Source organism: Sphingomonas crocodyli (assembly GCF_004005865.1).
Lineage (GTDB): Bacteria > Pseudomonadota > Alphaproteobacteria > Sphingomonadales > Sphingomonadaceae > Rhizorhabdus > Rhizorhabdus crocodyli.
Genome location: NZ_SACN01000002.1, coordinates 342670 through 366312, shown reverse-complemented (window position 1 = coordinate 366312; position 23643 = coordinate 342670). Strand labels below are relative to the sequence as shown.

Sequence of the window (23643 nt, the reverse complement as noted above, 5' to 3'; positions counted from 1 at the left end):
CCATCCATTGTCGCCCCCATAGGTGTCTGGCGGGTTGCACGCACGCGACAATTGCACGGCAATGCGCCAGGCGGATGGATCAGCCGTAACAAAGCGATGGCATTGCGCTTGGCGGATCGCCGCCGGCCTGCGATGGCTGGCGCCATGACGGATGATGGATCGATGCTGAAACCGGGCCACAATTGCTGGCGGATCGAACGCGCGGATCAGGCGACGGTCATCGTCGATGCCGACAATTATTTCAGGGCCGCGCGCGCCGCGATGATCAAGGCGAAGAAGCAGATCCTGCTCGTCGGCTGGGATTTCGACGCGCGAATCCGCTTTGGCGGCGATGGCGACGATGGCGGGCCGGAGCGGGTGGGCGAGTTCGTGAGCTGGCTGGTCCGGCGCACGCCCGGCCTGAACGTCTATATCCTGCGCTGGGATACCGGCGCCATCAAGACGCTGTTCCACGCGCAGACGATGGTGCGGATCGCAAAGTGGATCAAGGATCCGCAGGTCCATTTCCGGCTCGACGCGCATCATCCGCCGGCGGGGTCGCACCATCAGAAGGTGGTCGTGATCGACGACGACGTCGCCTTTTGCGGCGGCATCGACGTGACTGTCGACCGTTGGGACACGCGCGACCATGTCGATGAGGAGCCGCGCCGCGTGGAACCGGACGGCACGCCTTACGGCCCGTGGCACGATGCGACGACGATGATCCAGGGGCAGGCCGCGCAGGCGCTGGGCGATTTGTGCCGTGGGCGCTGGAAAGTATCTGGTGGCGACGCGATCGATCCCGTGTCGGACGGCGGCGATTGCTGGCCCGATCATGTCGAACCCGATTTCACCCATGTCGATGTGGGCATCGCCCTGACCGTCCCCGAAATGGCCGATCAGGAGCCCCGGCACGAGATCGAGGCGCTCTATGTCGATCTGATCGCGCGGACCAAGCGGCTATTCTACGCCGAAAGCCAGTATTTCGCGTCGCGCCGCGTGGCGGAGGCGATCGGCAAAAGACTGGCCGAGCCCGATGGGCCGGAGTTCGTGATCGTCCATCCGACCAGCGCCCAGGGCTGGCTGGAGCCGGTCGCGATGGATTCGGCGCGCGCGCGGCTGGTCGAGGCGCTGCACGAAAAGGATCCGCATCGCCGCCTGCGCCTCTACAGCCCGTTCACCGCGGGGGGCGAGCCGATCTACGTCCATGCCAAGGTGACGGTGATCGATGACGAGGTGCTGCGCGTCGGATCGTCGAACTTCAACAACCGGTCGCTCCGGCTCGACACCGAATGCGATGTCGTGATCGACGCGGTCCGCGATCAGAATGCCGATGAGCGCCGCACGATCGCGGGCATACGCAATTCGCTGCTCGCCGAGCATCTCGACACCGAGTGCGAGACGATCGAGGCGATGATCGCCGAAACCGGATCGATCATCGAGACGATCGAGCGGCTGCGCGGCGACGGCCGTTCGCTACGCCCCTATGAAGTGCCCGAGCTGGACGCGGTGCGCGAATGGCTGGCCGACAACAAGATCCTCGATCCCGAAGGGCCGGGCGAAATGTTCGAGGCGCTGTCCGCACGCAAGCCGCTGCTGAAGAATCTGCGCCCGCATCTGCACCGTCCCGACGGCACCCTGTCTCCCACGACGATCGCCATATCGATCGCGGGCGTGGCGGTGGGCGCGACGTTGATCGGTACGATGTGGAGCAAGTTCGGAAAGCGGCGGTAGGAATCAACCAACCGCCGCTCCCGTTAAAGCTCCATCATTCCAGATATTCTGCGCGCAGCGCCGCGATCTTGGTGGCGTCGAGGCCCAGCTTTTCCTTGTAATAGCCGTCGATACCGCCGGGATAGGCGTCCATCGTGGCGAAAGCGGCTTCGATATAGGTGCGGTCGACACCCATCAGCGCCTTGATCGCATCGGGCGGCAGGTTGCGGAACGCCGCCATTGCCGGATCGTCCGACGCCGGCGCCTTCGGCCGGAAATATTGGTTCGACAGCAGATAATCCTGGATCACCGTCTCCCGCGGCACGCCCAGGATCGACAGCAGGATCGCGGCCCCCACGCCGGTGCGGTCCTTGCCGGCCGAACAGTTGAAGGCAAGCGGCGCCTGATCGGCGAGCAGTTCGTTCACCAGCATACGGAACTGCGGCGCGAACTCGTTGGGGATGCTGCGATAGCCGGTGGCCATGTTGGCGCGGACATCGGCTGCGTTGATCCCCGGCTTGGCGAGCAGCGCACCCAGCGCGCCATTGTCCATCGCATAGTCACGCGTGAGGACCACGGTTGCATTCTCCTTGGGCCATGCAACCGGCTCGCGGGTCCGTTCGGACGTGCTGCGCAGGTCGACGACGGTGCGCAGGTGGCGCGAGGACAGATAGGAGAAGTCCTTCGCCGTCAGGCCGTTCATCACGCCCGAGCGGTACAGGACGCCCCACTTCACCGTCCGGCCATCGGCGGTGCGATAGCCGCCCAAATCGCGGAAATTCTGCCCGCCTTCGAGCGGCAGCAGACGTTCCTTCGCGGCCGCTTCGGCGGCCACCGGCGCGGGGCCAGCCGCCACAGCGGGCGCCCCGGCGAGCGCGAGCAGGCCAAGGCCGATCAGTGCGCCCCGGCGAGCAATATCGATTGCCATATCCATCATCCTTTCGTTCGTGCCGATCACAGTGAGAAGCGGACGCCGAACATGTAGCGGCGGCCGATCTGCTCCACCTCGGTCGGGCGCGACTTGTTGCCGTCATAAGCGAGGTAGATCGCGTCGGTCAGGTTGTTCGCGTCGGCGAAGATGCTGACGTTCTTGTTGATCGCATAGCGCACCGACACGTCGAGATTGTCGTAGCCCTTGCGGAACTCACCACCACCGAAGCCGCCGAGCGTATCCAGCCAGTCGCTGCGCCACTGATAGGAAACGCGCAGCGAGAGCCCGTATTTCTCATAATAGACCGAAGCATTGGCGACCGTATCGGACATGCCCTGGAAATCGATATTCTTGATCGTGGGCGTGTCGAACGATCCGTCGAGCAGCGCCAGATTGCCCTGGAAGCCGAGGCCGTCGAACGGCGAAGGCAGGAAACTGAACTGCTGCTGATAGTTGAACTCGACACCGTAGAGCTTGCCGCTCTTGCCGTTGAAGGTCGAGGTCAGCAGATAGCCCGAGCGATCGATGCCGCCGCTATTGTAGAGATCGGTGCCGACGGGCTGCTGGTTCTGATAGAGGACATCCTCAACCCAGCGGTGGAAGCCAGCGACCGAGAGGATGCCACCGCCCGGAAGATAATATTCGAGGCTCGCGTCGAGGCCCCAGGTATATTCGGGCTTGAGCTGCGGATTGCCGCCGCTGACCGTTCCCGGCACGAATGTGTCGTTGACCGAACTGCCGACGCGGATTTCGCCGAAGGACGGACGCGCGATGCCGCGCTGCCCGGCGACGCGGAACACCAGGTCTTCGGCCACATCGAAGCGCGCGTTGATGCTCGGGAAGAAGTCGGTGTAGCTTTGCGGCGCCGAGAGCGGGACCAGCCCCGCCGCCGTCCGGCTGGAGCCGGTGTTGCGCAGCTTGAAATTCTCGATCCGGACGCCGGCGACGACCTGCCCCGATGCGAACTCATATTTGCCCATGATGTAGCCGGCGAGGGTCTTCTCGTTCAGGCGATACCGGTTTTCGGGCGCGATGTTCGAAGGATTGTAGGTGCCTGCCGCCTGCAAGCGATCAAGCAGCGCGTCGAGATCCGCGCGCATCGCACGATTGTCGATATAGTTGATCGGGAAGCCGAGCGGGAATTCGGTCTCCCACGGCTTGTTCGCAACATAGCCGCCGGGATTGAACGATTGGCCGGCGAGCGAGACGATATTGGTCTGATTGATCGTGAAGCCTTTGATCTTGCGATCGGCGTAGAGCATGCCGGCCGAAAACGTCATGTCATCGAACGACTTCGAAAGATCGAACTTGGCGGTGTAGCTGTCCGAGTAGGTATCCTGCGTGATCGGGATCAGGATGCCGCCGCTCGTGAAGCGGCTCTGCGCCAGCCCCGTGAGCGGGGCGCCGCGCGTGGCCGACGCGCCCGAACCGACCGTGCCGAACAGGCTGATGACCGGGAAGCGCGGATCGCTGGCATCATAGGTGATCGACGGGCGATCGGCAGTGCCCAGGCTCGACTGGACCAGCGGCAGATAGGTGGTGTTTTCGGTGCGGGTATAGTTGAGCGCCAGCCCCGCCTTGAGGCCGTCGTCCGATTCATAATCCCCGCCGACCGTGTTGATATAGTTGCGGGTGCGATATTCGCCGTAATTGGCCGACGCGCTGACGGGCACGCCGTTCAGGCTGCCGCTGGCGGGCGATCGCGTGCCGTTGGCGGCGGTGGACAGGCGGAACACATATTGGTTGCGCTGCTCGTCATCCTTGAACTCGGTGTAGATCGAGCGGGCGTAGAAACGCTGGCCGTCGGCGGGCTCGAATTCGATCGCCGCGAATGCGCCGTTATTCTCGCGCTCCACCTCATATTGGCGGATGTCGAACACGGTGGGGCCGTTCGCATCATAGGCGCCGACCTCGCGATTGTCGGTCAGCTGCTTGCGGCGATAGTGCGAGGCGCCGACGACGACACCGAACACATCGTTCGCCCAGCTGGCGCGGAGCGAACCCTGGCGCTGATCCTTGCCGCCCAGTTCCATGAAGCCGTAGCCGAGATCGCCCTGCAGGTGAAAACCGTTCTGCGCGAGCGGCGAATAGGTGCGCAGATCGATATTGGCGACGATCGCTTCGGCCTGAAGATCCGAGGTGAGCGACTTGTTGATCGCCATCGCGTTGAGCAACACCGCAGGCACCGCGTCGAAACGATAGGCGCGTGAGGTGCCGCCTTCATCCACGCCGATCATCGGGATGCCGTCGATGCTGACCGAGGTCCAGCGGTTGGGCGCGCCGCGGACCTGGATGTAGCGTTCCTGCCCCTGATCGCGCTGTACGGCGACCGACGGCAGGCGCGACAGCGCGGCGGCGCTGTTCTGATCGGGGAAGCGACCGACCGAATCGGCGGCGGCGATGTCGACGAGATTGTCTGCCCGGCGCTTCAGCTCGACCGACTGCATCTGCGACTGGAGGATCGAGCCGGTAACGACGATCTCATCGCCGCCCCCGCCCGCATCGTCCATCGCGGCCGGAGCGGTCGCGTCTGCGGCCGTCTGCGCGGACGCATGCCCGGCCAGCGACATCGTGGCGGCGACACCCGCCAGCAAGAGCGCGCGTGAACGCCGAATGCGAAAAACCATCATCGTCATTGCCCCTTCCCGAACCAATTCGGGAGGCGCGCTAGAACGGTCGTATTATTCTTTTGTGACGCCCGAATACCGGTCGATCCACGAGATCGCTACGTGATAGATATGGGCACTCGACATATAAAATACTGTTTTTATTTTATATATATCAATACTGAAGCGATGTCCGATTAACCCAATCACATCAGATGCCATCGACGGTTGCAAAAATCACCGCCATCAGCAAAACTTTGTAACACTTGTTTGGAATGGTTGTCGTCGAATAGGATGGACCGAACGACGGATAGGAGACGCTTGCAGGCAGGTGGCTCGCTGATCACGATAATAAGCGCCGGATGGCGACAGGAGAGCCGACGGGTCGGTAGCGTTGAGACAGATGGAATCGTTCAACAAACTTGTCGATTGCTGCCTGGACGGGTGGAGCGAAAGCGACGCATCCGCACTGTCGGCCCGTTCGGTCAGCCGTGCCGCGGGCGTGGCGATTTCGGCGATCTATCATCATTTCGGCAGCATGGATCGGCTGTTCTATGTGGCGCACGAACGCGCGCTGCTGTCCGCCGGCAATTGGTGCGAGACGCGCCTTCGCGAACTCGGCAACGGCAATCTTGCGGGCCTGTCCTTCGCTCCCCTGCTGGCCGGCCTGATCGACGATTGGTGCCGGGATCAGCGGCAGGCGGCCTTCGCGTGGCGCGAATGTCGGATCGCGGCCAGCCACAATCCTTTCTACCTGCCGATCATTCGGGGATGGGCCGAACTTTGGGGCAATTTCTGGTCGACATTCTGCGATCGGATGGGCTGCGGCCAACATGCCCAGCCGACGGCCCGCTTCTTTCAGGGGGAAAGCTTTTTCCACCTGCTGTCGTGGCGGCGTCCGATCGACCGCGCGGCGCTGGAGGAAACCTGCGCCGGCTGGCAGGCATGGCTCAACGGCCAGTTGTCTCCAGCCACACCGTGGCGCGATTTCGCCCGCGCCGATGCGCTGCAGGCGCTCCCTACCTTCGATCAGGGCGACCCTGTGATGGTACGATTGTCCGGCGTCGCGGCCGATCTGGTGAGCGCGCGCGGCACATCGGCGCTGACCCATCGGGCGCTTGCCTCGGAAAGCGGGATGTCGCTCGGCTCGGTATCGAACAAGTTACGGACGCGGGCGGACCTGCTGCGCGCGGCGTTCGAGGCGCTCTATCTGCGCAACGTGAAAGAAGAGGGTTTGGGTCAGCTGACCACCAAGCCGGCTAAAGAGTTGATGCAGCTGGCCGCCGACGGAGCCTTCGGCGATCTTGATCAGGTGAGGGGCAGCGACGAACTCATCATGGCCTGCGCCCGCGATTCGGCGTTCGAGGCATTCGGCGCGCAGCTTCGCTATCTGCGCGGCCGATCGGGCCGTCACCTGCTGACCGGGCTCGTCGGCAAGCCCGTATCGAACACCGATGCGGCAATCTTCAGCAGCTTCATGATGGGTGTCATGGGCGCGCACATGCACGTCACGGCGCGCGATGTCCGTATCCTCGCCGGCAAGACGGATCTCGAGGCGCTGTTCCAGATGCTGCTCCCGCACGAAACCATCCTGCGCCCTTAAAAACGGTGCATGTGTGCACGAGTTCGCAATTGTTAACACGCGTCCCGCGACGGGCGCTGGTATCGGCTCGGTCAGCAGACACCGAGGCGAATCATGGACATCCGCACCTTCCGCACCGAACCGTCCTACAAGGCCAATCCCGTCCGTTCGGCGCCGCCGGTAAGCTCCGGAACGCTGCTCGACGACTGGAGCGAGCGGACCTTCGGCGCGTTTCGGAACGAACGGCACCGCCCCCTGTTTAATCGCGCTGGTGCGTAACATCTGACATCGCCCGCAGCGATTGACGCCGGCCGCCGGGCAGGTGCACCTTTCGCGCTGCCGGCGGTGGTGCGGCCGGTGGGGAGAAGAGGTCGGTGATGCAGTGGCGTGACGAGCAACGTGGCGGCGGCATCGTCGCGCTTCCCGCCGGGCGGGTCGACGAGTTCACCGCGCAGGGCTTTTCCGCCTATCTCGACGCCAGCGTCGAGAAGGCCGCCGCGACGCCGGGCAAGGCGCTGATCGTCGATATGGCGGGGCTTGAATATATGTCCTCGCGCGGTCTGCGCTCGCTCACCCTCGCCAAGCGCAAGGCCGACGGCGCGGGCGTGACGATCACGCTGGCCGCGCCGAACAGCGTGATGCGCGAAATCCTGGCGATCAGCCGCTACGACAAGATTTTCGCCGTTTCGGACAGCGTCGACGCCGCGCTATAGACCGGTACGTCAGCGCAGCTTTCGGGGGACAGGCGATGCTCGTGCGATTCTGGGGGACACGCGGATCGCTGGCGGTGGCGCAGACCGCAAAGACGGTGCGCGACAAGATGGCGCGCGCGCTGGTCGCCGCCAATGGACGCAGCTTCGCCGACGATGCGGCGGCCAAGGCGTTCATCGACACCGAACTCGATTTCGCGACATCGGGCACCTATGGCGGCGCCACCACCTGCGTCGAGATCGAACCGGCGGGCGAGGAGAGCGCCTTCATCGTCTGCGACATGGGATCGGGGCTGCGCGAGTTCGGGATCGACGCGTTCCGGCGCATGGCGGAGGGGCATCCGCGCGTCTTCCACTTCTTCATGTCCCACCTGCACTGGGATCATATCATGGGCTTCCCCTTCTTCGGGCCGGCCTTCGATCCCGCGTCGCGGATCATCATCCATTCGGGCCACCCCGACGCCGAACAGGCGCTGCGCCGGCAGCAGGAAGAGATCAGCTTCCCCGTGCCGTTCGACTGGCTGCGCGCGAAGATCGAGTTCAGCACGCTGGAACCCGGCGTGCCCTATGCGATCGAGGACTTCACCGTCGAGCTGATGCAGCAGCATCATTCGCACGTCAGCTACGGCTATCGCTTCACCGACAGCGCCGGCAAGGTCGCGGTGTTCAGCACCGACAGCGAGCACAAGATCGAGCGGATGGACGGCGAGGCCGACGTCGCCTTCTTCTTCCGCGATGCCGATCTGGTGGTGTGCGACACGATGTATTCGCTGGCCGACAGCGTATCGATGAAGGAGGATTGGGGCCATTCGAGCAACATCGTCGCGATCGACCTGTGCCATGAGGCGGCGGCGAAACGGCTGGCCCTGTTCCACCACGAGCCGACCTATAGCGACGACGATCTGCAGCGGATGCACCGCGAGAGCATCCGCTATGAGGAGCTGACGCGCGAGGACAATCCGCTCGAGGTGCTGTGCGCCTATGACGGGCTCGAAGTCCGCCTCTGACACTCCGCGCGCCGTCGCGTCGCGGCGCGTCTGGCTGTGGGGGATCGGCGCGGCCCTGATCGCGGCGCTGATCAGCCTGGCGGTCGGCGACCGGATGAGCCGGCCTGTGTTCGACGCGTGGCAGCGCCTTGCCCCACGCGATCTTTCGGCCAGCAATGTGCGCGTGGTGCTGATCGACGGGGAGAGCCTGAAGCAGCTCGGCCCGTGGCCGTGGCCGCGTTACCATCTCGCGCGGCTGACGCAGGCGATCGCCGCGCAGAAGCCCGCCGCGATCGGCTTCGACATGCTGTTTCCCGAACCCGACCGGGTCAGCCCGGAAACCTTCGCTGCGCTCTATCCCGAACTCAGCCCCGCAAGCGCCGCCGAAGTGCGTGCGCTGGTATCGATGGATCAGCCGTTCGGCCAGATCATCGGCAGCGCGCCGGTGGTGCTGGGGCGTGCGGGGGTGCGCCAGGACGGGGTCGATCCGGCGAGCCTGATCGTTGACGCCGAGATCGCCGGCACGCCGCCGCCCGCCTTGCCCCACGCGCCCGAGGCGACGACCAACATCGCGGTGCTCGAAGGATCGGCGCTGGGCCACGGCCTGCTCAACGGCCCGCCCGACGATGACGGGGTGATCCGCCATGTGCCGATGCTCCAGAAGATCGGCGAGCGGGCGATGCCAGGCCTCGCACTCGAACTCGCGCGTGTTGGCGAGGATCAGGAAAGGATCGGGATCGCGCCCGATCATGTCGCGATCGGCGCGCATGTCGTGCCGGTCGACGCCAAGGGGCAGATGCGGCTGCGCTTCGGCGACGTGCCGCTGCGCCACCTCTATTCGGCTGAGGAGGTGCTCAAGCAGCGGTTCGATCCCCGCGCCTTCACCGGCCGGATCGTGCTGATCGGTTTGGCGGCCGAGGGCACCGCCGACGTGGTGACGACCCCGATGCACGCCAGCTTTTACGGTACGCTGGTGCAGGCGCAGGCGATCGACGCGATACTGCGCGGCGGATGGCTGTTGCGGCCGTGGTGGGCGCCGATCGCCGAATGGGGCGCGGCGGTCCTGCTGGCGCTGGCGATCCTTTGTCGGATGCCGGGACGACGCTGGGTGCGGTGGACCGTGCCGCTGGGTGGCGCAGCGATCGTCGTGGTGGGCGCGTGGCTGGTCTTCGATCACGCCTCGCTGATCGTCGACCCGATCCGGCCGCTGCTGGTCGCGGCGGCCACGGCGCTGGCGGTGTTCGCGGCCAGCTTCGTCGAGGCGCGGCGCGAGCGCGAAAGGCTGCGCGAGACGCTGGTGCAGGAACGCGTCGCTGCCGCCGCGACCGAAGGCGAGTTGCAGGCGGCGCGATCGATCCAGCTGGGCATGTTGCCCCCGCGCGACCAGCTAGCGTCGCTCGATCCGCGGATCGACATCGACGCTTTGCTCGAACCGGCCAAGTCGGTGGGCGGCGACTTCTTCGATGTTGCGCGACTCGATGACGATCGCATCTTCTTCGTCGTCGCCGACGTGACCGGAAAGGGCACGCCGGCCGCTTTGTTCATGGCGCTGTCCAAGGCGCTGACCAAGAGCATCATGCTGCGCGAGGCGGGGCGGCTCGACGAGGCGGCGACCCTGCTCAACGAGGAATTGTCGCGCGACAATGGCGAGGCGATGGGCGTGACGATGCTGATGGGGACGCTCGATCTCGCGACCGGCCAGGCGGTGTTGCTGAGCGCGGGGCACGAAAATCCGTTTCTGGCGCGTGGGGACGCAGTTGACGAGCATCGGCTCGACGGCGGGCCGCCCTTCTGCCTCGTCGACTTCCCCTACCCCGCCGAGCCGCTGACGCTTGCGCCCGGCGAGGCGCTGGTGCTGATCACCGACGGGATCACCGAGGCACAGAATGAAGACGGCGCGCTGTTCGGCGCGGCCCCCGCGCGCGTGGCGGTGGCGAAGCATGCCGATGCCAGCGCGCGCGAGATGACCGAGGCCTTGCGCGATGCGGTGCGCGCGTTCGAGGCCGGGACCGAGCCGACCGACGACCTGACGGTGATGGTACTGCGCTACAAGGGCGCGGCTTAGCGGACGATCACCTCGACGCGGCGGTTGGCGGGTTCGCGGACGCCGTCGCCCGTCTTGACGAGCAGCGAGCGTTCGCCGCGCCCGACCGCGGTCAGCAAGCCGGTATCGATTCCCTGTGCAGCCAGAACCTCGACCACTTCCTCGGCGCGGCGTTGCGAGAGGCGATCATTGTCGTCGTCGCTGCCCAGCGTGTCGGTATAGCCCGTTACCTGCGCCTCCGCGCCGGGGCGGTTGCGCACCTCGGCGAGCAATTCCTCCAGCCTGGGCTGCGATTCGGGGGTGAGGTCGGTCGTGCCCTCCTTGAAATAGAGGGTGAACCGGGCCGATTTGGGCGGCAGGCCATCGAGCAGCGCCTGTTCGGCCGGCTTCACCTTATAGGCCGCCGTCGTCGGGCGGCCGCGCAGGCTGGTGCGGCTGTTCGGTTGCGACACGACGGTTTCGCCGCCCTTGCCGTCGAGCACCGCGACCGCGCCCTGCCCGCCATCCTCGCTGGGCAGCAGCACGAGCGCGTTGGTGGCGCATCCGCCGAGCAACGCCGCCACGACGAGCGGCGCGAAGGCGCGGATCACTTGCCCGCCTCGACAATGAAACGGGTGCCGCGCACGCCGAGCAGGGCGGTGGGCGTGCGCACTTTCATCGCGTCGCGCCCCGACTTGGCGATCTGCCCCGAGACGACGGCGACCGAGCCGCGATTGACGTCGGTCAGGAAGCTGCCCGTCTGGCGCGTGCGATCATAAGCGAACTGGCTGAGCGCGACGCGGCTGTTCGGGCCGACGGCGAAGCGCGTATCATCGATGAAGGTCAGGGCGATCTGCCCGTCCTTGCCGGTGACGAGGACGTCGCCGGTCTGAAGCTGGGTGCCGGGCGCGGTCGGCACCTTGGCCTTGCCGCGTTCAATCGTGGCGATGCCGGTGCTGCGTTTGACCCGGCCGATCTCGGCCGCCGATGCGGAATAGGAGGCACATGCAAGGGCGCACAGCGCCGCGATCCATTCCCGTTTCACGCCGGCATCCCCTTTTGCCTCGTTCGTGGCATATCTACCGCATGAGCCGCCCCGAATCCAATCTCCATCGCCTCGATGGCGCGGATCCGGTCCACCAGGCCGTGACGCTGGCGCGCGCCTTCGGGGAGACGCACGGCCTTTCCCGCGACAGCGCGGCGCGGGTGGCGATTCTGGTCGAGGAACTGGTGATCAACCTGTTCGATCATGGGGGACTGGTCGCCGGCGACATCGTCGAGATCGGACTGGTTCGGGAGGGTGCAGCCGTGCGCCTGCTGCTGATCGATCCGGGCGCGCCCTTCGACCCGCGCGAGGCGGCGACCGACGCCGCCATTCCCGATCGCGGGGGTGGCGCGGGCCTGGCGCTGCTGCACGCCTGGGCCGAGATTCTCGATTATCGCGCGGAGGGTGACGCCAACCGGCTCGACCTGCGCATTCCCGATGCCCCGTCAAACGAGGACCAAGCATGACCGATTCCCAGGATGCGCTCAACGAAGCGGTGGCGCGCGAAACCGGCGCAGGCCGCTATCAGGCGCAGATATCGACCGCGGGCATCGAGTTTCTTGCCGATGAGCCGGTCGATGCCGGCGGGCTGGGATCCGGCCCGACGCCCTATCAATTGCTCGCATCGGCGCTGGCCGCCTGCACGACGATGACGTTGCGCCTTTACGCCGAGCGCAAGGGCTGGCCGCTGCGCAACATCCGCACCGCCGTCGGCCATCATCGCGAGGAAGGGCGATCGCCCGCCGACGTCTTCGTGCGGCGCGTATCCTTTGCGGGCGAACTGGACGCCGAACAGCGCGCACGCCTGATCGAGATCGCCGATCGTTGCCCCGTCCACCGTACGCTGACCGGCGCCGCGCGTGTCGAAACCAAGGTCGGCGAAGGGCTGCCGCCCGCATCGCCATCGACCACGCACATGGTCGATATGGAGGCGCTGATCGATGTCGGGCGTGGATCCTACGACTTCACCGAACGCTGAAAAAGCATCCCGATCCGCGCTTGATCGCACCGCCGCCGCCCCATAGCGTATCCCGTAAAAGAAAATGGGAGGATCGGTGTGGCGGAAGGGCTATCGGCGGACGAGCCGTTCGAGGATGGGGCGGAGTTTCGCTACGATCCCTTCTCGATCGAGGCGATGACCGATCCGACGGTCTTCTACCCAACGCTGCGCGATCATTATCCGGCCTATTACCTGCCTCAATATGACGCCTGGGCGATCAGCCGCTTCGCCGACGTGTGGGATGGCTTTCTGGATTCCGAGAATTTCACCGAGGCCGAAGGGCAGATCTTCGATCAGCGCCGGCTGCTGATCCACAATGACGGCGTGGTGCCGCAACCGGTGATCGAGCCGACGGTCGATATCTTCAACCATATCGACGGCGCGCTTCACACCCGCTTCCGCCAGACGCTCGCTCCGCCCTTCCTGAAGGGCAATGTGGCCAAGCTGGCGCCGCAGATCGAAAAGCTCACCCGCGATCGGATCGTCGAACTGCGCGACCGGGGCCGCTTCGATATCAACGCCGATTTCGCGAGCCATGTGGCGGCCGGATCGATGTGCCTGATCCTGGGCATCCCGCTCGATCGCGTTCCCGACATCATCCGCCTCGTCAACCTGGGCGTCGCGCGCGAACCCGGAAAGCCGGGCTTCACCAAAAAGGGCGGCGAAGCGATCGGGCAACTCCACGCGATGCTGGTCGAAATCATCGCACGGCGGCGGGCCGGCGGGGGCGAGCCAAACCGGACGCTCGACGCCCTGCTGTCCGCCGATCTGGTCGGACGCCCGCTGAGCGACGGCGAGATTGCGCGGCAGATGTCGACCCTGCTCGTCGGCGGATCGGAGACATTGCCGAAGATCGTGTCGGGCGGACTGCTCGAACTGTCGCGGCGGCCGGATCAGCTTGCCGAAATCCGCGAAGATGTGGAGACGCGCGCGCCGCAGGCGTTTGAGGAGGTGCTGCGCTTCAACGCGCCCGCGCAATGGTTCGGCCGCACGGTGAAGCATGATCGCGATCTGGCCGGCGTCCGGCTGCGCGCGGGGCAGCGCGTGATCCTGCTGATCGCGGCCGCCAATCGCGATCGGCGCGAGTTCGATCGGCCGGACGAGTTCATCTGGCACCGCAAGGCGCGCCGATTGCTCAGCTTCGGCATCGGCCCGCATTTCTGCATCGGCATCCATGTCGCGCGGCTGGAGGGGCAGATCATGCTGCGCGAATTCCTGCACGCCTTCCCGCGCTTCACGGTCGATCCGGCGGCGGGCGAGTTTGCGGTGTCCGAATTCCAGATGGGCTGGACCAGCCTGCCCGCCGAAATCCAATAAGGGCCGATAAGGGCCAATAAGGGCCAATAAGGGAGAGCATATGACGATCGAGATCGAAGGGCTGACCACGCTCAGCGAAGGCATGTCGTTCACCGAATGCCCGCGCTGGCGCGACGGCTGGCTCTACTTCTCCGACATGTATGGTCGCACCGTCTATCGCGTGAACGAGGCGGGGGTCCGTGAGACGATCTGCACAGTCGACAAGCGGCCGGGCGGGCTGGGCTTCACCCCCGAAGGCGACATGCTGATTTCAGAGATGGACGCCGGCCGGGTGCTGCGCCTGCGCGACGGCACGCTCAGCGTCCATGCCGACCTGTCGAGCGCGGCGACGAGCGGCACCAACGACATGATCGTGAGCGCCGAGGGGCGTTGCTATGTCGGCAAGTTCAGCCATGCCCGCCCGTCCCCGATCGAGCCGATCCTGTTCGTCGACACTGACGGCCACTGGCGCGAGATGGATCAGCCGGTGAAGGTGGCCAACGGGATGATCCTGACCGCCGACGGCAAGACGCTGATCGTCGCCGAAAGCGCGGGCGGCCGCATCTCCGCCTTCGATGTGGGCAAAGACGGGGTGCCGACCAACTATCGCCTGTTCGCGGCGCTGCCCGAGGGCCATTATGCCGATGGCATTTGCGGCGACGATGCGGGCGGCGTGTGGGTCACGTGCTGCCGCGGCCCCGGCGTGATCCGGGTCGAGGAAGGCGGCGCGATTACGCATCGCATTACGATTGGCCCGGAGGATGGCGCCGAACGTTTCGCTTATGCCTGCGCGCTGGGCGGGGCGGACGGGAAGACGCTGTTCGTCTGCACGGCCGGCCCCTACACACCCGAGACAATGGCCGAGACCCGCACCGCCCGGATCGAGACGGTGCGCGTGCCTTTTGCGGGCGCCGGCATTCCCTAAAAAAGAAAGGGGCGGACGACCCGCATCGTCCACCCCCATAGGCAAGGTTCGCGGTGCTGATCCGCGAACCATCCCCCCTTTTAAAGCGCGACGGTCAGGTCGAGACCGTAGGTCCGCGCGCGTTCGTAAATCACCGAACCCACGGCGCCGAGGGCGCCGAAATCGAGACCGATGAACTGCGTGATGTTGCGGTTGTCGAAGATGTTCTTGCCCCACGCGGTCAGATCGACCTTGGTGCGGCCGATTTCCATGCCGACCAGGCCGACGCGGCCGTTGACGATCCACTGCGACGGCGTCGTCGCCGCAGCACGCAGCGCCGGTGTTTCCACCGCCGTCGGACCCGAGCCGAGCGCCGTATCCGACGTCATCAGGATCTTGCTGCGGAAATTGCCGTCGGCACGGATCATGAAGTGACCGCCCGAAACCATCGGTGCGCTTTCATACTGGGCCGAAACGGTGCCAGTCCACTTCGGCCGCTGGAAGGGCTGATACCCCGGCTGGCCCGACTGGATCACGAAGCCCGGGAAGATCGTGCCGCTCTTGAACTTGAAGTCGGTGTAACCGACGTTCGCGCCCAAGGTCAGGCCGTTCACGGGAACGATGGTATTCTCCCATTCGAAGCCGTGCGCCTTGGCATCACCCGACGACACCACCGCCTGAGCGAATGCGAAGGACGACGGAATGCCGGTCAGCGTGCCCGACGTGACGTACTGGATCGCCTTGTAGTCGACCTTGAAGACCGCGAGGTTCGAGCGGAAACGGCGATCGAACAGATCGGTCTTGATGCCACCTTCATACGAGAAGGCACGTTCCGGCTTGAAGCTGATCGTGGCGAGGCTGCCGCCCGAAATATAGCCGTCGGCATATTTGACATAGGCCAGGACATTGTCGGTCGGGCGCCAGTTGAGGCCCACCAGATAGCTGGCTTCCGAACTGCGATAACGGATCTGCGACACCACCGGGCTCGGCCGGCCGGTCGTGGCACGCGCAACCGCCTGGTCAGGCAGGGCTTCGAAGCCGTTCTTGACGTCCTTGGTGATACGCGCGCCGAGGACGAAGTCGAGCCGATCGGTGATGTGGAACTCCGGCTGCACGAAGGCCGCCTTGGATACCGTCCGAACGTTATTGCGGACATAACCCGGATTGCCCGGAAGGACGAAATTGGTGCCAACCTGCGAGGTCTGCTGGCCAGCGACCGCTGTCGCGAAGAGCTGGTTGAAGGTGTCGTTGTCGCCGCCCGCCGTAATCCTGTGACGGAAATACAGGACGCCCGCCGTCACCTGGAACCAGTCGGTATCGACGTTGACCTGGAACTCGTTGCTGTACTGGTCTTCGGTGCTCGTTGTGTTGGTGCCGAGCAGGATGAACGGCGCTGCGGGATTGAGCGCTACGAGGGCGAGATTGCCGCTGCTTGCAGCCAGCGCACCGGCAGGCGTTCCGCCGGGCAGGATCGGGCTGTTGACCAGACCGCCCAGACCATCGAGCTGCTGCTGCACGTTTTGCACGCTCGTCTTGCGATAGGCGAAGATGTTCTTGAACGTGAGCGCGTCATTGGCGCGCCAGCTGGCTGTAAAGTTGTGCCCTTGGACCTCCAGGCGCGACGGCGTGGAGTAGGCGTTGTTGACCGCCCCCGGACGCTTCTTGGCAATCGGCGTCTTGGGGTTCGGGCTCAGATTGTAGAGCGCGCTGACGAGCGTATTCGGCGGCAGATAATCGATGCCGATCGCGTTCGGGGTGAAGTTGTTCTCAGAATAATCGAATTTGTAGATCAGATCGACGTCGTCGATCAGATCGGCCTTGAGGGTCGCCTGGAAAGCTTCGACATTGTCGCTGCCCAGATATTTGGGCGAGGTGCGCTTGCCAAATCTGCCACCACTCGCGGGGCCGAAGTCCCAGGTGGTGCCGGCACCCGTATTGCGGATGTCGCCGCGCTTTTCGGAATGGAGGTAGGTCATGGTCGCGCTGAACGGGCCGATCTGCGGCAGGTCGACGCGAGTCTTGCTACGCAGCTGATCGAGGTTGCCGTAGCTGAGTTCCTGCCGCGCGCTGAAGACGCCGGTGGGATTGCGCGTAGTGATGCTGATCGCGCCGCCGGTTGCGTTACGGCCGAACAGGGTGCCCTGCGGACCCTTAAGTACTTCGATCCGTTCGATATCGGCGAAGTCGAACACGCCGCCCGTAACGGCCTGCATGTAAACGCCGTCGAGATAGACCGCGACGCCCTTGTCGGTGCCGACTGCAGTGCCGCTGGTCAGAATGCCGCGCAGCGTGAAGTTCGGGATCTGCGCACCACCGCCCGACAGACGGACGGTAAGGTTCGGGGCGATCGCGTTAAGATCGCGGACGTCCTGAATGCGGTTGGCCTTGATCGCGTCCTGCGACAGCGCGGTGATCGAGATCGGAACCGTCTGAAGGTTCTGTTCACGCTTCTGCGCAGTAACGATGATGTCTTCGACGCCCTGAACTTCCTGGGCAAGGAGTGGTTGTCCGATCAGGGCCGATCCGGCCAGCAGGGCCGCACGCACACCCATCCGCACACGCGGAGACACTCCACCTTCCATCGTCGCTCTCCTCTCCTGGGGAACGCGCCTCGATGGACCGCCCCCTTCCTCTATGTCTTCGAGAGGTCCGCGGTGTGGGTCGCCCGACAGGCGCCCAACGGCTCACGGCCCCTCAATCATTATTGAGGAGCGAGGATAACCGAAAAAACGGCGGGATCAACAAGTCTTTGACAGACTGTCCCATCCGTTCCGCACCGGCGGAAGCCGGTGCGGAAGCGGGAAACTGACGGTCGTTTAGAAAGCGAAGCTCAGGTCGACGCCATAGGTGGGCGCCCGTTCGTAGATGACCGAAGCGACCGGACCGAGGTTCGAATACTGAACGATATTCCGGTTGTTGAAGATGTTCTTGCCCCAGACGCTCAGGTCCGCCTTGGTGCCGCCGATGTTCATGCCGACGATGCCGGCGCGACCATTGACGATCCACTGCGCAGGCGACGTCGCGGTTGCACGGATCGTAGGATCCTCCGCCTCGTTAAGCGCATTGCCGGCGGTCAGATCCGAAGTCATCAGGTTCTTCGACTTGAAGTTCGCATCGACACGGAAGGTCAGATGGCCACCAAAAGCCATTTCTTCGGTGTCATATTGTGCCGCGACATTGGCGGTCCACTTCGGACGCTGGAACTCCTGATAGCCGGGCGCGCCCGACTGGAGCACGAAGCCGCCGGTGCACGACGGGCCACGGCAGATACCACCGCCTGCCGCCGGACCACCATAGATCGTGTTCTGATCATATTTGAAGTCGGTGTAGCCGAGGTTCGCGGTCAGCGTGACGCCGCGCACCGGAACGATCGTGTTTTCCCATTCGAAACCGGTCGCTTTCGCGTCGCCGCTTGAAACGACCGCCTGCCCGAACAGGAAGGACGACGGAACGCCGGTCAGCGTGCCCGAGGTCGTGTACTGAATTGCCTTATAATCGACGTGGAAGACCGCGAGGTTCGAACGGAAGCGCCGATCGAACAGGTCGGCCTTGATGCCGCCTTCATACGAATAAGCGCGTTCCGGATCGAACGGGATCGTCGCCAGCTGACCGCCCGAAATATAGCCGTCGGCATATTTCGCATAGACCATCATATTATCGGTCGGACGATAGTTCAGACCGACCATGAAATTCTGTTGGCTGTTGCGATAGCTGATGCGGCGGCTGACCGTTGCGCGCGGCGGCGGGGCGTTGCCGGTGGCGACCCACTGGTCGGGCGACACTTCGCGGCCCTTCTTGCGATCCTTGGTGATACGAGCACCCGCGACGAGATCGAGGCGATCGGTGAGATGGAACTCAGGCTGCACGAACACCGCGTCCGAGATCGACTTCACATTGTTGGGAATGAAGCCGGCATTGGACGGGATCACGAAAGGCATGCGCGGCGACGTCGTACCTTGGCCGTAGAGCGCCGTGGTGATGAGCGTATTGTAGAGCCCCGGTGCGCCGCCCGTAATGATTGTGTTCGAGAAATGGAGATATCCGGCCGTGACGGTGAACCAATCTGTCGTGATATTGACCTGGAACTCGTCGCTCCACTGATGCTCTCGGTTATATGTGTTATTCGCAAGGAACACGAAGGGCACCCCTGCCGGTATGCCATTGCCCAGCACCGCGCCAATCGTCCCGCCCGCGCTCAGCGAGCTGTTGGACGTATTTGTCGCATTGGCGAGGGTAAGCACGCGGCCGCCAGGCAGAGCTGCGACGGGAATGTTGACGAGGCCGCCGGTACCGTCCAGCTGGAACGTGCTGGTCAGCGACGACTTGCGGTAGGATGCAATGTTCTTGAACGTCACCACGTCGTTCAACTGATATTGGGTCGTCAGATTGTGACCGTAGGACCAGAGACGCGACGGAGTGGTGAAGGCATTGTTGACCGCCTTGGGGCGCTTCAACGAGACCGGCGTCTGCGGATTGGGGCTTGCCGCTCGCAGCGCCGCAACCACGCCACCGGGCTGCACATAGCTGATACCCTGCGCGTTAGGGGTGTAATCGTTCTCAGAATAATCGAACTTGTAGTTGATATCGAGATTGTCGATCAGATCCGCCTTCACGCTCACCGCGACAGCTTCGACATTGTCGCTGCCCAGATATTTGGGCGACGTGCGCAGACCATAGACCTTGCTGCCCGAGGGTCGGAAATCGAGCTGGGTGCCGGCGCCCAGGTTCCGGGTATCGCCGCGACGTTCCGAATGAAGGTAAGTGATCGCCGCGCTGAACGGGCCGACCTGCGGCAGATCGATGCGGGTCTTGCTGCGGAACTGATCGTAATTGCCGTAGGTCAGGTCCTGCTTGACCGCAAACTCGCCCTTCGGCCCCTTGGTGGTGATGCTGATCGCGCCGCCGGTCGAGTTACGGCCGAACAGGGTACCCTGCGGCCCCTTCAGCACTTCGATACGCTCGATATCGGCGAAGTCGAAGACCGAACCGATGACCGACTGAATGTAAACGCCGTCGAGATAGAGCGCGACGCCCTTGTCGGTGCCCGCCGCGGTGCCGCTGGTCAGCAGGCCGCGCAGCGTGAAGTTCGGGATCTGGCCGCCGCCCGACGAGAAACGGACGGTGAGGTTCGGCGCGATCGCGTTCAGATCGCGAACGTCCTGAATGCGGTTGGCCTTGATCGAATCGGAGGTCAGCGCCGTGATCGAGATGGGCACGTTCTGGAGATTCTGTTCGCGCTTCTGCGCGGTGACGATGATCTCTTCAACGCCGCCGACATTGCTTTCGGCCGGCACGGCATCCTGCGCCAGCAGCGGCTGCGTCGCCAGCGCCGAGCCCAGCAGAAGGCCCGCCCGAACCAAATGACGCGCGCGCAAAGAACCCCTGAATGTCATGCAAATCTCTCCTCTCCCTGGAGCCGCCCTGGCGGTTGCTCCCAATGCTTTTTCGCGGAGAGTTCGGACACGAAGCGCAGCCCATCATTGGCGGCTGCCGCGCGTCTTCCTCTCCATCGCTATTTCTTTAACCCTTACGATAACGAATCGGTTCGCGCCGTCAAACATTATGCGACGCATTATTCGTCATTTTGAATTCTCAGCGTGGCCAAATTGCAACAGGAGAGACCGTGGGAACCCCGGAAAAGCCCGAAGAACAGGTCATTTCCAAGCGCCGTGCCCCCGGCCGGCCGAGCCGGTTGTCGCGCGATCAGATCATCGAGACGGCACTGACACTGATCGAAGAGGATGGGCTGACGACCTTCAGCCTCACGCGGCTTGCGCGGCGCCTCGGCATTTCGGTGATGGCGCTCTACACCTACTTCCCGAGCCGCGAGGCGATGCTCGACGCGGTGACCGATTCGATCTTCGCCGAATTCGTGGCGCCGCCTGCCACCGGCGCCTGGCAGGAGCGGCTCGAAGCCTGGATCCGCAGCATCCACCAGCTGTTCGCGCGGCGGCCGATCGGCCTGAAACTCGTCCGGCAACAGCAGGGTATTTTCCCGAGCTGGTGGCAGAACTGGGTCCCGATGGTGCAGATATTGGAGGAGGCGGGCCTGACCGGAGCGGACCTCAGCTTCGCGGCGACCTGGGTCGGCGAGAACGTGATATCAACCGTCTTTTCGGACGTGATCCGCCCGGAAATCACTATTGTAGCGACGCAAGCCAGAATGAACGGAATCGAGCCAGAGGCGGCGAGGCGGCTTGAAAAGGTGGTCGCTTATGCCGGCCCGGATCAGGATGGCCAGTTACTGGCATTCAGCATTGCGAAGATCATCGAAACCGCCGAAGCCTTGGTTGCCGCCAGCGGGAAGGCGGCAAATTAGCCGGCCGCTGTCGCCTCGGACGGCGGGGCTTCGGCCTCCTTCGGCGGTACGGCCCAGACCGACAGCAGCATGTAGATCGCGATCAACGGCGTGAACACGAAGTAACCGCCGCCCGTCAGAAACTGCATAAGCACGACCAGCGGCAGGATCGCCATATCCCATCGCCAGAACGCCTTCAGGATCAGGACCATGAAAAGCAGGCAGCCGATCATGCCATAATCGATCGTCAGCTTCGAAATCGGCCCCGTCGTACCGCGCTGGAAGAAGGTGGCGCGTTCAAGCGCCCCCGGCCCGTAGCCGATCAGCGCGCGCGGTTCATCGATGACGACGCCCAGCACCTCGAACTGCCCGACGAACCGGGCATGGCCGCTGCTCTGCTTCGACGACAATTCGCCCGATCGCGAGGTGAAGGAGTTGAACTGTTCGGGCAACAATATGGCCGTCACGCCCAGCAGCCCCACCCCAACGATAGCGAGCGTGACGAGCCGGCTGGCCTGCCGGTGAAACAGCAGGACGAAGGGCGGCAGCGCGAGCAACAGCGAGATCGCACCGGTGCCCGAATAGCTGAACATATAAGCGACCGCATAAGCCGGCACCCATCGCATCCGGCGATACAGGAAAAAGTCGATCACCGCCGCGAGCACCAGCAATTGCGACAGGATCGACGGTTCCAGCGGGAAGATCCCCGTCGCGCGGCGTGTGGTACTGCCCCAGGCAACCACCGGGTCGAAGTTGAAGACCTGTTCGACCAGGATCGGGTTAAGAAACGGAAAAGTCGGGCCGAATGCGAAGAAGCGGAGGCCGACGAACTGGACCAGATACTGGATGATCGCCAGGACCGCGCAGAGGCGCACGTAGAACAGGAAGATATCCAGGACCACGGTTCGATCGAAACGCTCGTTCGGCCTGACCAGGAACAGGCCATAGTTGATCAGGACGGCGATGGGCGATGTCAGGCTGAGCGCCACCCTATTGTCCGGAAAGGCGAAGGCGACCGTCGCGCTGATGCTCACCGCGCCCAGAAAGGCCAGGAAATAGAGCGCCAGATCGGAATCTAGCCGCGCGCGGCCGCTGAGGATGATCCACGCGAGCAAAGCCAGAAGCCCCGGCACCGCCACGAAGAGCGCGCTTGTGCCGCCGCCTGCGAGAATACCGAAACGCTGGAGGATGATGGCAAGGATCAGGGTGATATGGACGAACAGGCGGCTCGCCTTCGCGTCCGCTCGCGCAACAGACGCCTGTGCCGGCTCCGCAAAAGCGTAACCCGAACCGTCCGCCGTCAATGCCCCACCATTGCTCATGAGCCCGCCACGCTGATCTACTGCGAGTCGATGGCATATAGGGCAGCGCACGGCAAAGCCATGCCGACGCCATATTGTCGTAAATTTTTTGCTGCAGCGCCGCACAAGTCCGCATAAGGATCGGTAGTCGCGTGGGAGATGTAGTCGGTGCAGTTGTCGAGCTTCTGTCCCCTGACGCGCTTCCACACCAATGTAATCTGCGCCGCAATGACGTCGATCACTAATGGCATCGGTTCCTGACGTGCCACGGCCACACGCGATCCTCGTGGTGATCCCCACGCTCAACGAAGCGCGCCATATTGCGCAAGTGATCGCCGATCTCACCGCCGAACCGCTGCCGGAAGCCGATCTGTTGTTCGTAGTCGCCGATGGCGGTAGCAGCGACGGCACACAGGACATTGTCGGCCGGATAGCGGCGACGCGCAGCGATCTGCTGCTGCTCGACAATCCGAAAAAGCTCCAGTCGGCGGCCGTCAATCTGGCGGTGGAACAATATGGCGAAGGGCGCGACCTGCTGATCCGGTGCGACGCGCACGCCGATTATCCGGCGGGCTTCCTCAAGAGCCTGGTCGACGCCTTCGATCGCGGGGAGGCCGACGCGATCGTCGTGCCGATGGATTCGGTGGGCACCACCTGTTTTCAGCGCGCGGTGGGCTGGGTTTCCGACAGCAAGGTCGGATCGGGCGGATCGGCGCATCGCGGCGGGGCGGCCAGCGGCTATGTCGACCACGGCCATCACGCCCTGTTTCGTATGGACAGCTTTCGTGCCGCCGGCGGTTACGACCCCAGCTTCACGCACAATGAGGATGCCGAGCTCGATTGCCGTCAGCGCGCATTGGGCAGCCGCATTTTCCTCGATGCCGATATCCGGCTGCGTTACGCCCCGCGCGCCACGCCCGGAAAACTGGCGCGCCAGTACTTCATCACGAAGCCGCTGATCACGAAGAACAGGTCAACGCCCGAATTGCCGAGCATCAGCGTTTCGCGCCTTACGCCCAACGGCGTCAGGGGCATTTCCAGATGGACGCATACCACGAGCAAAGCCGCGATCGCGCGGAGAACCTGCAGATTAAAGAGCAACGCCGCCCCTTCCCCGAATCCGCAGATTTCTTAGGGTCTCAACCGGATCGGGGCAATCGTGCAGCTGCCCTAAAATAGAAAACACCCCCCGGGGTAAGGGAACCCGGGGGGTGCGTCCCACGCGGAGGAAATTGCCAGTCCGGCCGCGTGTATGGGGGTGAGGTGGGT

At 64.1% G+C, this 23643-nt stretch carries 20 protein-coding genes; 12 read left to right on the top strand and 8 right to left on the bottom strand.

What is annotated here, in order from left to right; all coding sequences use genetic code 11:
• The first annotated feature begins 162 nt into the window (after nt 1–162).
• The gene (locus tag EOD43_RS16320; protein WP_206363577.1) at nt 163–1713 is read left to right on the top strand and encodes a phospholipase D-like domain-containing protein; all 1551 of its coding nucleotides are present in this window, start codon (nt 163–165) and stop codon (nt 1711–1713) included.
• Nucleotides 1714–1747: 34 nt separating this feature from the next.
• Here EOD43_RS16320 and EOD43_RS16315 read toward each other — a convergent pair whose 3' ends face one another.
• Both EOD43_RS16315 and EOD43_RS16310 read right to left on the bottom strand, forming a co-directional pair.
• On the bottom strand, nt 1748–2620 hold the full coding sequence (locus EOD43_RS16315) for a tyrosine-protein phosphatase (protein ID WP_127745098.1): 873 nt from the start codon (nt 2618–2620) through the stop codon (nt 1748–1750).
• Between the two features lie 26 nt (nt 2621–2646).
• Nucleotides 2647–5253, bottom strand: a complete 2607-nt coding sequence (locus EOD43_RS16310) for a TonB-dependent receptor (RefSeq protein ID WP_240653270.1) — start codon at nt 5251–5253, stop codon at nt 2647–2649.
• A gap of 379 nt (nt 5254–5632) precedes the next feature.
• Here EOD43_RS16310 and EOD43_RS16305 point away from each other — a divergent pair, with 379 nt between their 5' ends.
• The 5 genes from EOD43_RS16305 to EOD43_RS16290 all read left to right on the top strand — a co-directional run bounded on the left by EOD43_RS16305 (nt 5633) and on the right by EOD43_RS16290 (nt 10572).
• Nucleotides 5633–6832 carry a TetR/AcrR family transcriptional regulator gene (locus EOD43_RS16305; protein WP_127745097.1) on the top strand — a complete coding sequence of 400 codons (1200 nt, stop codon included), beginning with the start codon at nt 5633–5635 and terminating at the stop codon, nt 6830–6832.
• 93 nt (nt 6833–6925) lie between these two features.
• The gene (locus tag EOD43_RS23690) at nt 6926–7090 is read left to right on the top strand and encodes a hypothetical protein (RefSeq protein WP_164857278.1); all 165 of its coding nucleotides are present in this window, start codon (nt 6926–6928) and stop codon (nt 7088–7090) included.
• Between the two features lie 98 nt (nt 7091–7188).
• Complete coding sequence (locus EOD43_RS16300) at nt 7189–7524, top strand: STAS domain-containing protein (RefSeq protein ID WP_127745096.1); 336 nt, start codon at nt 7189–7191, stop codon at nt 7522–7524.
• Between the two features lie 35 nt (nt 7525–7559).
• Complete coding sequence (locus EOD43_RS16295; RefSeq protein WP_127745095.1) at nt 7560–8528, top strand: MBL fold metallo-hydrolase; 969 nt, start codon at nt 7560–7562, stop codon at nt 8526–8528.
• The gene (locus EOD43_RS16290; protein WP_127745094.1) at nt 8503–10572 is read left to right on the top strand and encodes a CHASE2 domain-containing protein; all 2070 of its coding nucleotides are present in this window, start codon (nt 8503–8505) and stop codon (nt 10570–10572) included. Before EOD43_RS16295 ends, EOD43_RS16290 begins: the two co-directional genes overlap by 26 nt.
• On the opposite strand, the gene EOD43_RS16285 is transcribed toward EOD43_RS16290, so the two are convergent.
• A complete protein-coding gene (locus EOD43_RS16285) occupies nt 10569–11141 on the bottom strand; it encodes an OmpA family protein (protein ID WP_127745093.1) in 573 nt (190 codons plus the stop codon). The two genes, EOD43_RS16290 and EOD43_RS16285, sit on opposite strands and share 4 nt — an antisense overlap.
• On the bottom strand, nt 11138–11575 hold the full coding sequence (locus tag EOD43_RS16280) for a FecR family protein (RefSeq protein WP_240653269.1): 438 nt from the start codon (nt 11573–11575) through the stop codon (nt 11138–11140). The genes EOD43_RS16285 and EOD43_RS16280 overlap by 4 nt, the downstream gene beginning before the upstream one ends.
• A gap of 41 nt (nt 11576–11616) precedes the next feature.
• Between EOD43_RS16280 and EOD43_RS16275 the strand changes: the two genes are divergently transcribed.
• The 4 genes from EOD43_RS16275 (at nt 11617) to EOD43_RS16260 (ending at nt 14796) form a co-directional block, all read left to right on the top strand.
• Entirely contained in the window at nt 11617–12042 is a 426-nt protein-coding gene (locus tag EOD43_RS16275) for an ATP-binding protein (protein WP_127745092.1), read from the top strand.
• A complete protein-coding gene (locus EOD43_RS16270) occupies nt 12039–12554 on the top strand; it encodes an OsmC family protein (RefSeq protein WP_127745091.1) in 516 nt (171 codons plus the stop codon). Before EOD43_RS16275 ends, EOD43_RS16270 begins: the two co-directional genes overlap by 4 nt.
• Before the next feature lie 78 nt (nt 12555–12632).
• Nucleotides 12633–13892, top strand: a complete 1260-nt coding sequence (locus tag EOD43_RS16265; protein WP_127745090.1) for a cytochrome P450 — start codon at nt 12633–12635, stop codon at nt 13890–13892.
• Between the two features lie 40 nt (nt 13893–13932).
• Complete coding sequence (locus EOD43_RS16260; RefSeq protein ID WP_127745089.1) at nt 13933–14796, top strand: SMP-30/gluconolactonase/LRE family protein; 864 nt, start codon at nt 13933–13935, stop codon at nt 14794–14796.
• An 80-nt stretch (nt 14797–14876) separates the two neighbouring features.
• Here EOD43_RS16260 and EOD43_RS16255 read toward each other — a convergent pair whose 3' ends face one another.
• Both EOD43_RS16255 and EOD43_RS16250 read right to left on the bottom strand, forming a co-directional pair.
• Nucleotides 14877–17357 (bottom strand): TonB-dependent receptor, encoded by a 2481-nt coding sequence (locus EOD43_RS16255; protein ID WP_127745088.1) that lies wholly within the window; start codon nt 17355–17357, stop codon nt 14877–14879.
• 234 nt (nt 17358–17591) lie between these two features.
• Entirely contained in the window at nt 17592–20168 is a 2577-nt protein-coding gene (locus EOD43_RS16250) for a TonB-dependent receptor (protein WP_127745087.1), read from the bottom strand.
• A gap of 191 nt (nt 20169–20359) precedes the next feature.
• Between EOD43_RS16250 and EOD43_RS16245 the strand changes: the two genes are divergently transcribed.
• Nucleotides 20360–21094 (top strand): TetR/AcrR family transcriptional regulator, encoded by a 735-nt coding sequence (locus EOD43_RS16245; protein WP_164857277.1) that lies wholly within the window; start codon nt 20360–20362, stop codon nt 21092–21094.
• On the opposite strand, the gene EOD43_RS16240 is transcribed toward EOD43_RS16245, so the two are convergent.
• A complete protein-coding gene (locus EOD43_RS16240) occupies nt 21091–22395 on the bottom strand; it encodes a hypothetical protein (RefSeq protein ID WP_127745085.1) in 1305 nt (434 codons plus the stop codon). The genes EOD43_RS16245 and EOD43_RS16240 overlap by 4 nt on opposite strands.
• Before the next feature lie 17 nt (nt 22396–22412).
• Nucleotides 22413–22649, bottom strand: coding sequence for a hypothetical protein (locus EOD43_RS16235; RefSeq protein ID WP_164857246.1), 237 nt, complete (start codon nt 22647–22649; stop codon nt 22413–22415).
• Here EOD43_RS16235 and EOD43_RS24280 point away from each other — a divergent pair.
• Nucleotides 22637–23509: a glycosyltransferase family 2 protein gene (locus EOD43_RS24280; protein WP_206363576.1), complete on the top strand. Its 873-nt coding sequence runs from the start codon at nt 22637–22639 to the stop codon at nt 23507–23509. The genes EOD43_RS16235 and EOD43_RS24280 overlap by 13 nt on opposite strands.
• Nucleotides 23510–23643 lie beyond the last annotated feature (134 nt).

Bases quoted from the DNA above. Each gene is read 5' to 3' on its own strand.
- EOD43_RS16270 (WP_127745091.1), top strand. From the start codon at position 12,039: ATGACCGATTCCCAGGATGCGCTCAACGAAGCGGTGGCGCGCGAAACC.
- EOD43_RS23690 (WP_164857278.1), top strand. From the start codon at position 6,926: ATGGACATCCGCACCTTCCGCACCGAACCGTCCTACAAGGCCAATCCC.
- EOD43_RS16255 (WP_127745088.1), bottom strand. From the start codon at position 17,357: ATGGAAGGTGGAGTGTCTCCGCGTGTGCGGATGGGTGTGCGTGCGGCC.
- EOD43_RS16250 (WP_127745087.1), bottom strand. From the start codon at position 20,168: ATGACATTCAGGGGTTCTTTGCGCGCGCGTCATTTGGTTCGGGCGGGC.
- EOD43_RS16290 (WP_127745094.1), top strand. From the start codon at position 8,503: ATGACGGGCTCGAAGTCCGCCTCTGACACTCCGCGCGCCGTCGCGTCG.
- EOD43_RS16275 (WP_127745092.1), top strand. From the start codon at position 11,617: ATGAGCCGCCCCGAATCCAATCTCCATCGCCTCGATGGCGCGGATCCG.
- EOD43_RS16295 (WP_127745095.1), top strand. From the start codon at position 7,560: ATGCTCGTGCGATTCTGGGGGACACGCGGATCGCTGGCGGTGGCGCAG.
- EOD43_RS16315 (WP_127745098.1), bottom strand. From the start codon at position 2,620: ATGGCAATCGATATTGCTCGCCGGGGCGCACTGATCGGCCTTGGCCTG.
- EOD43_RS16310 (WP_240653270.1), bottom strand. From the start codon at position 5,253: ATGATGGTTTTTCGCATTCGGCGTTCACGCGCGCTCTTGCTGGCGGGT.
- EOD43_RS16240 (WP_127745085.1), bottom strand. From the start codon at position 22,395: ATGAGCAATGGTGGGGCATTGACGGCGGACGGTTCGGGTTACGCTTTT.
- EOD43_RS16305 (WP_127745097.1), top strand. From the start codon at position 5,633: ATGGAATCGTTCAACAAACTTGTCGATTGCTGCCTGGACGGGTGGAGC.
- EOD43_RS16320 (WP_206363577.1), top strand. From the start codon at position 163: ATGCTGAAACCGGGCCACAATTGCTGGCGGATCGAACGCGCGGATCAG.
- EOD43_RS16300 (WP_127745096.1), top strand. From the start codon at position 7,189: ATGCAGTGGCGTGACGAGCAACGTGGCGGCGGCATCGTCGCGCTTCCC.
- EOD43_RS16260 (WP_127745089.1), top strand. From the start codon at position 13,933: ATGACGATCGAGATCGAAGGGCTGACCACGCTCAGCGAAGGCATGTCG.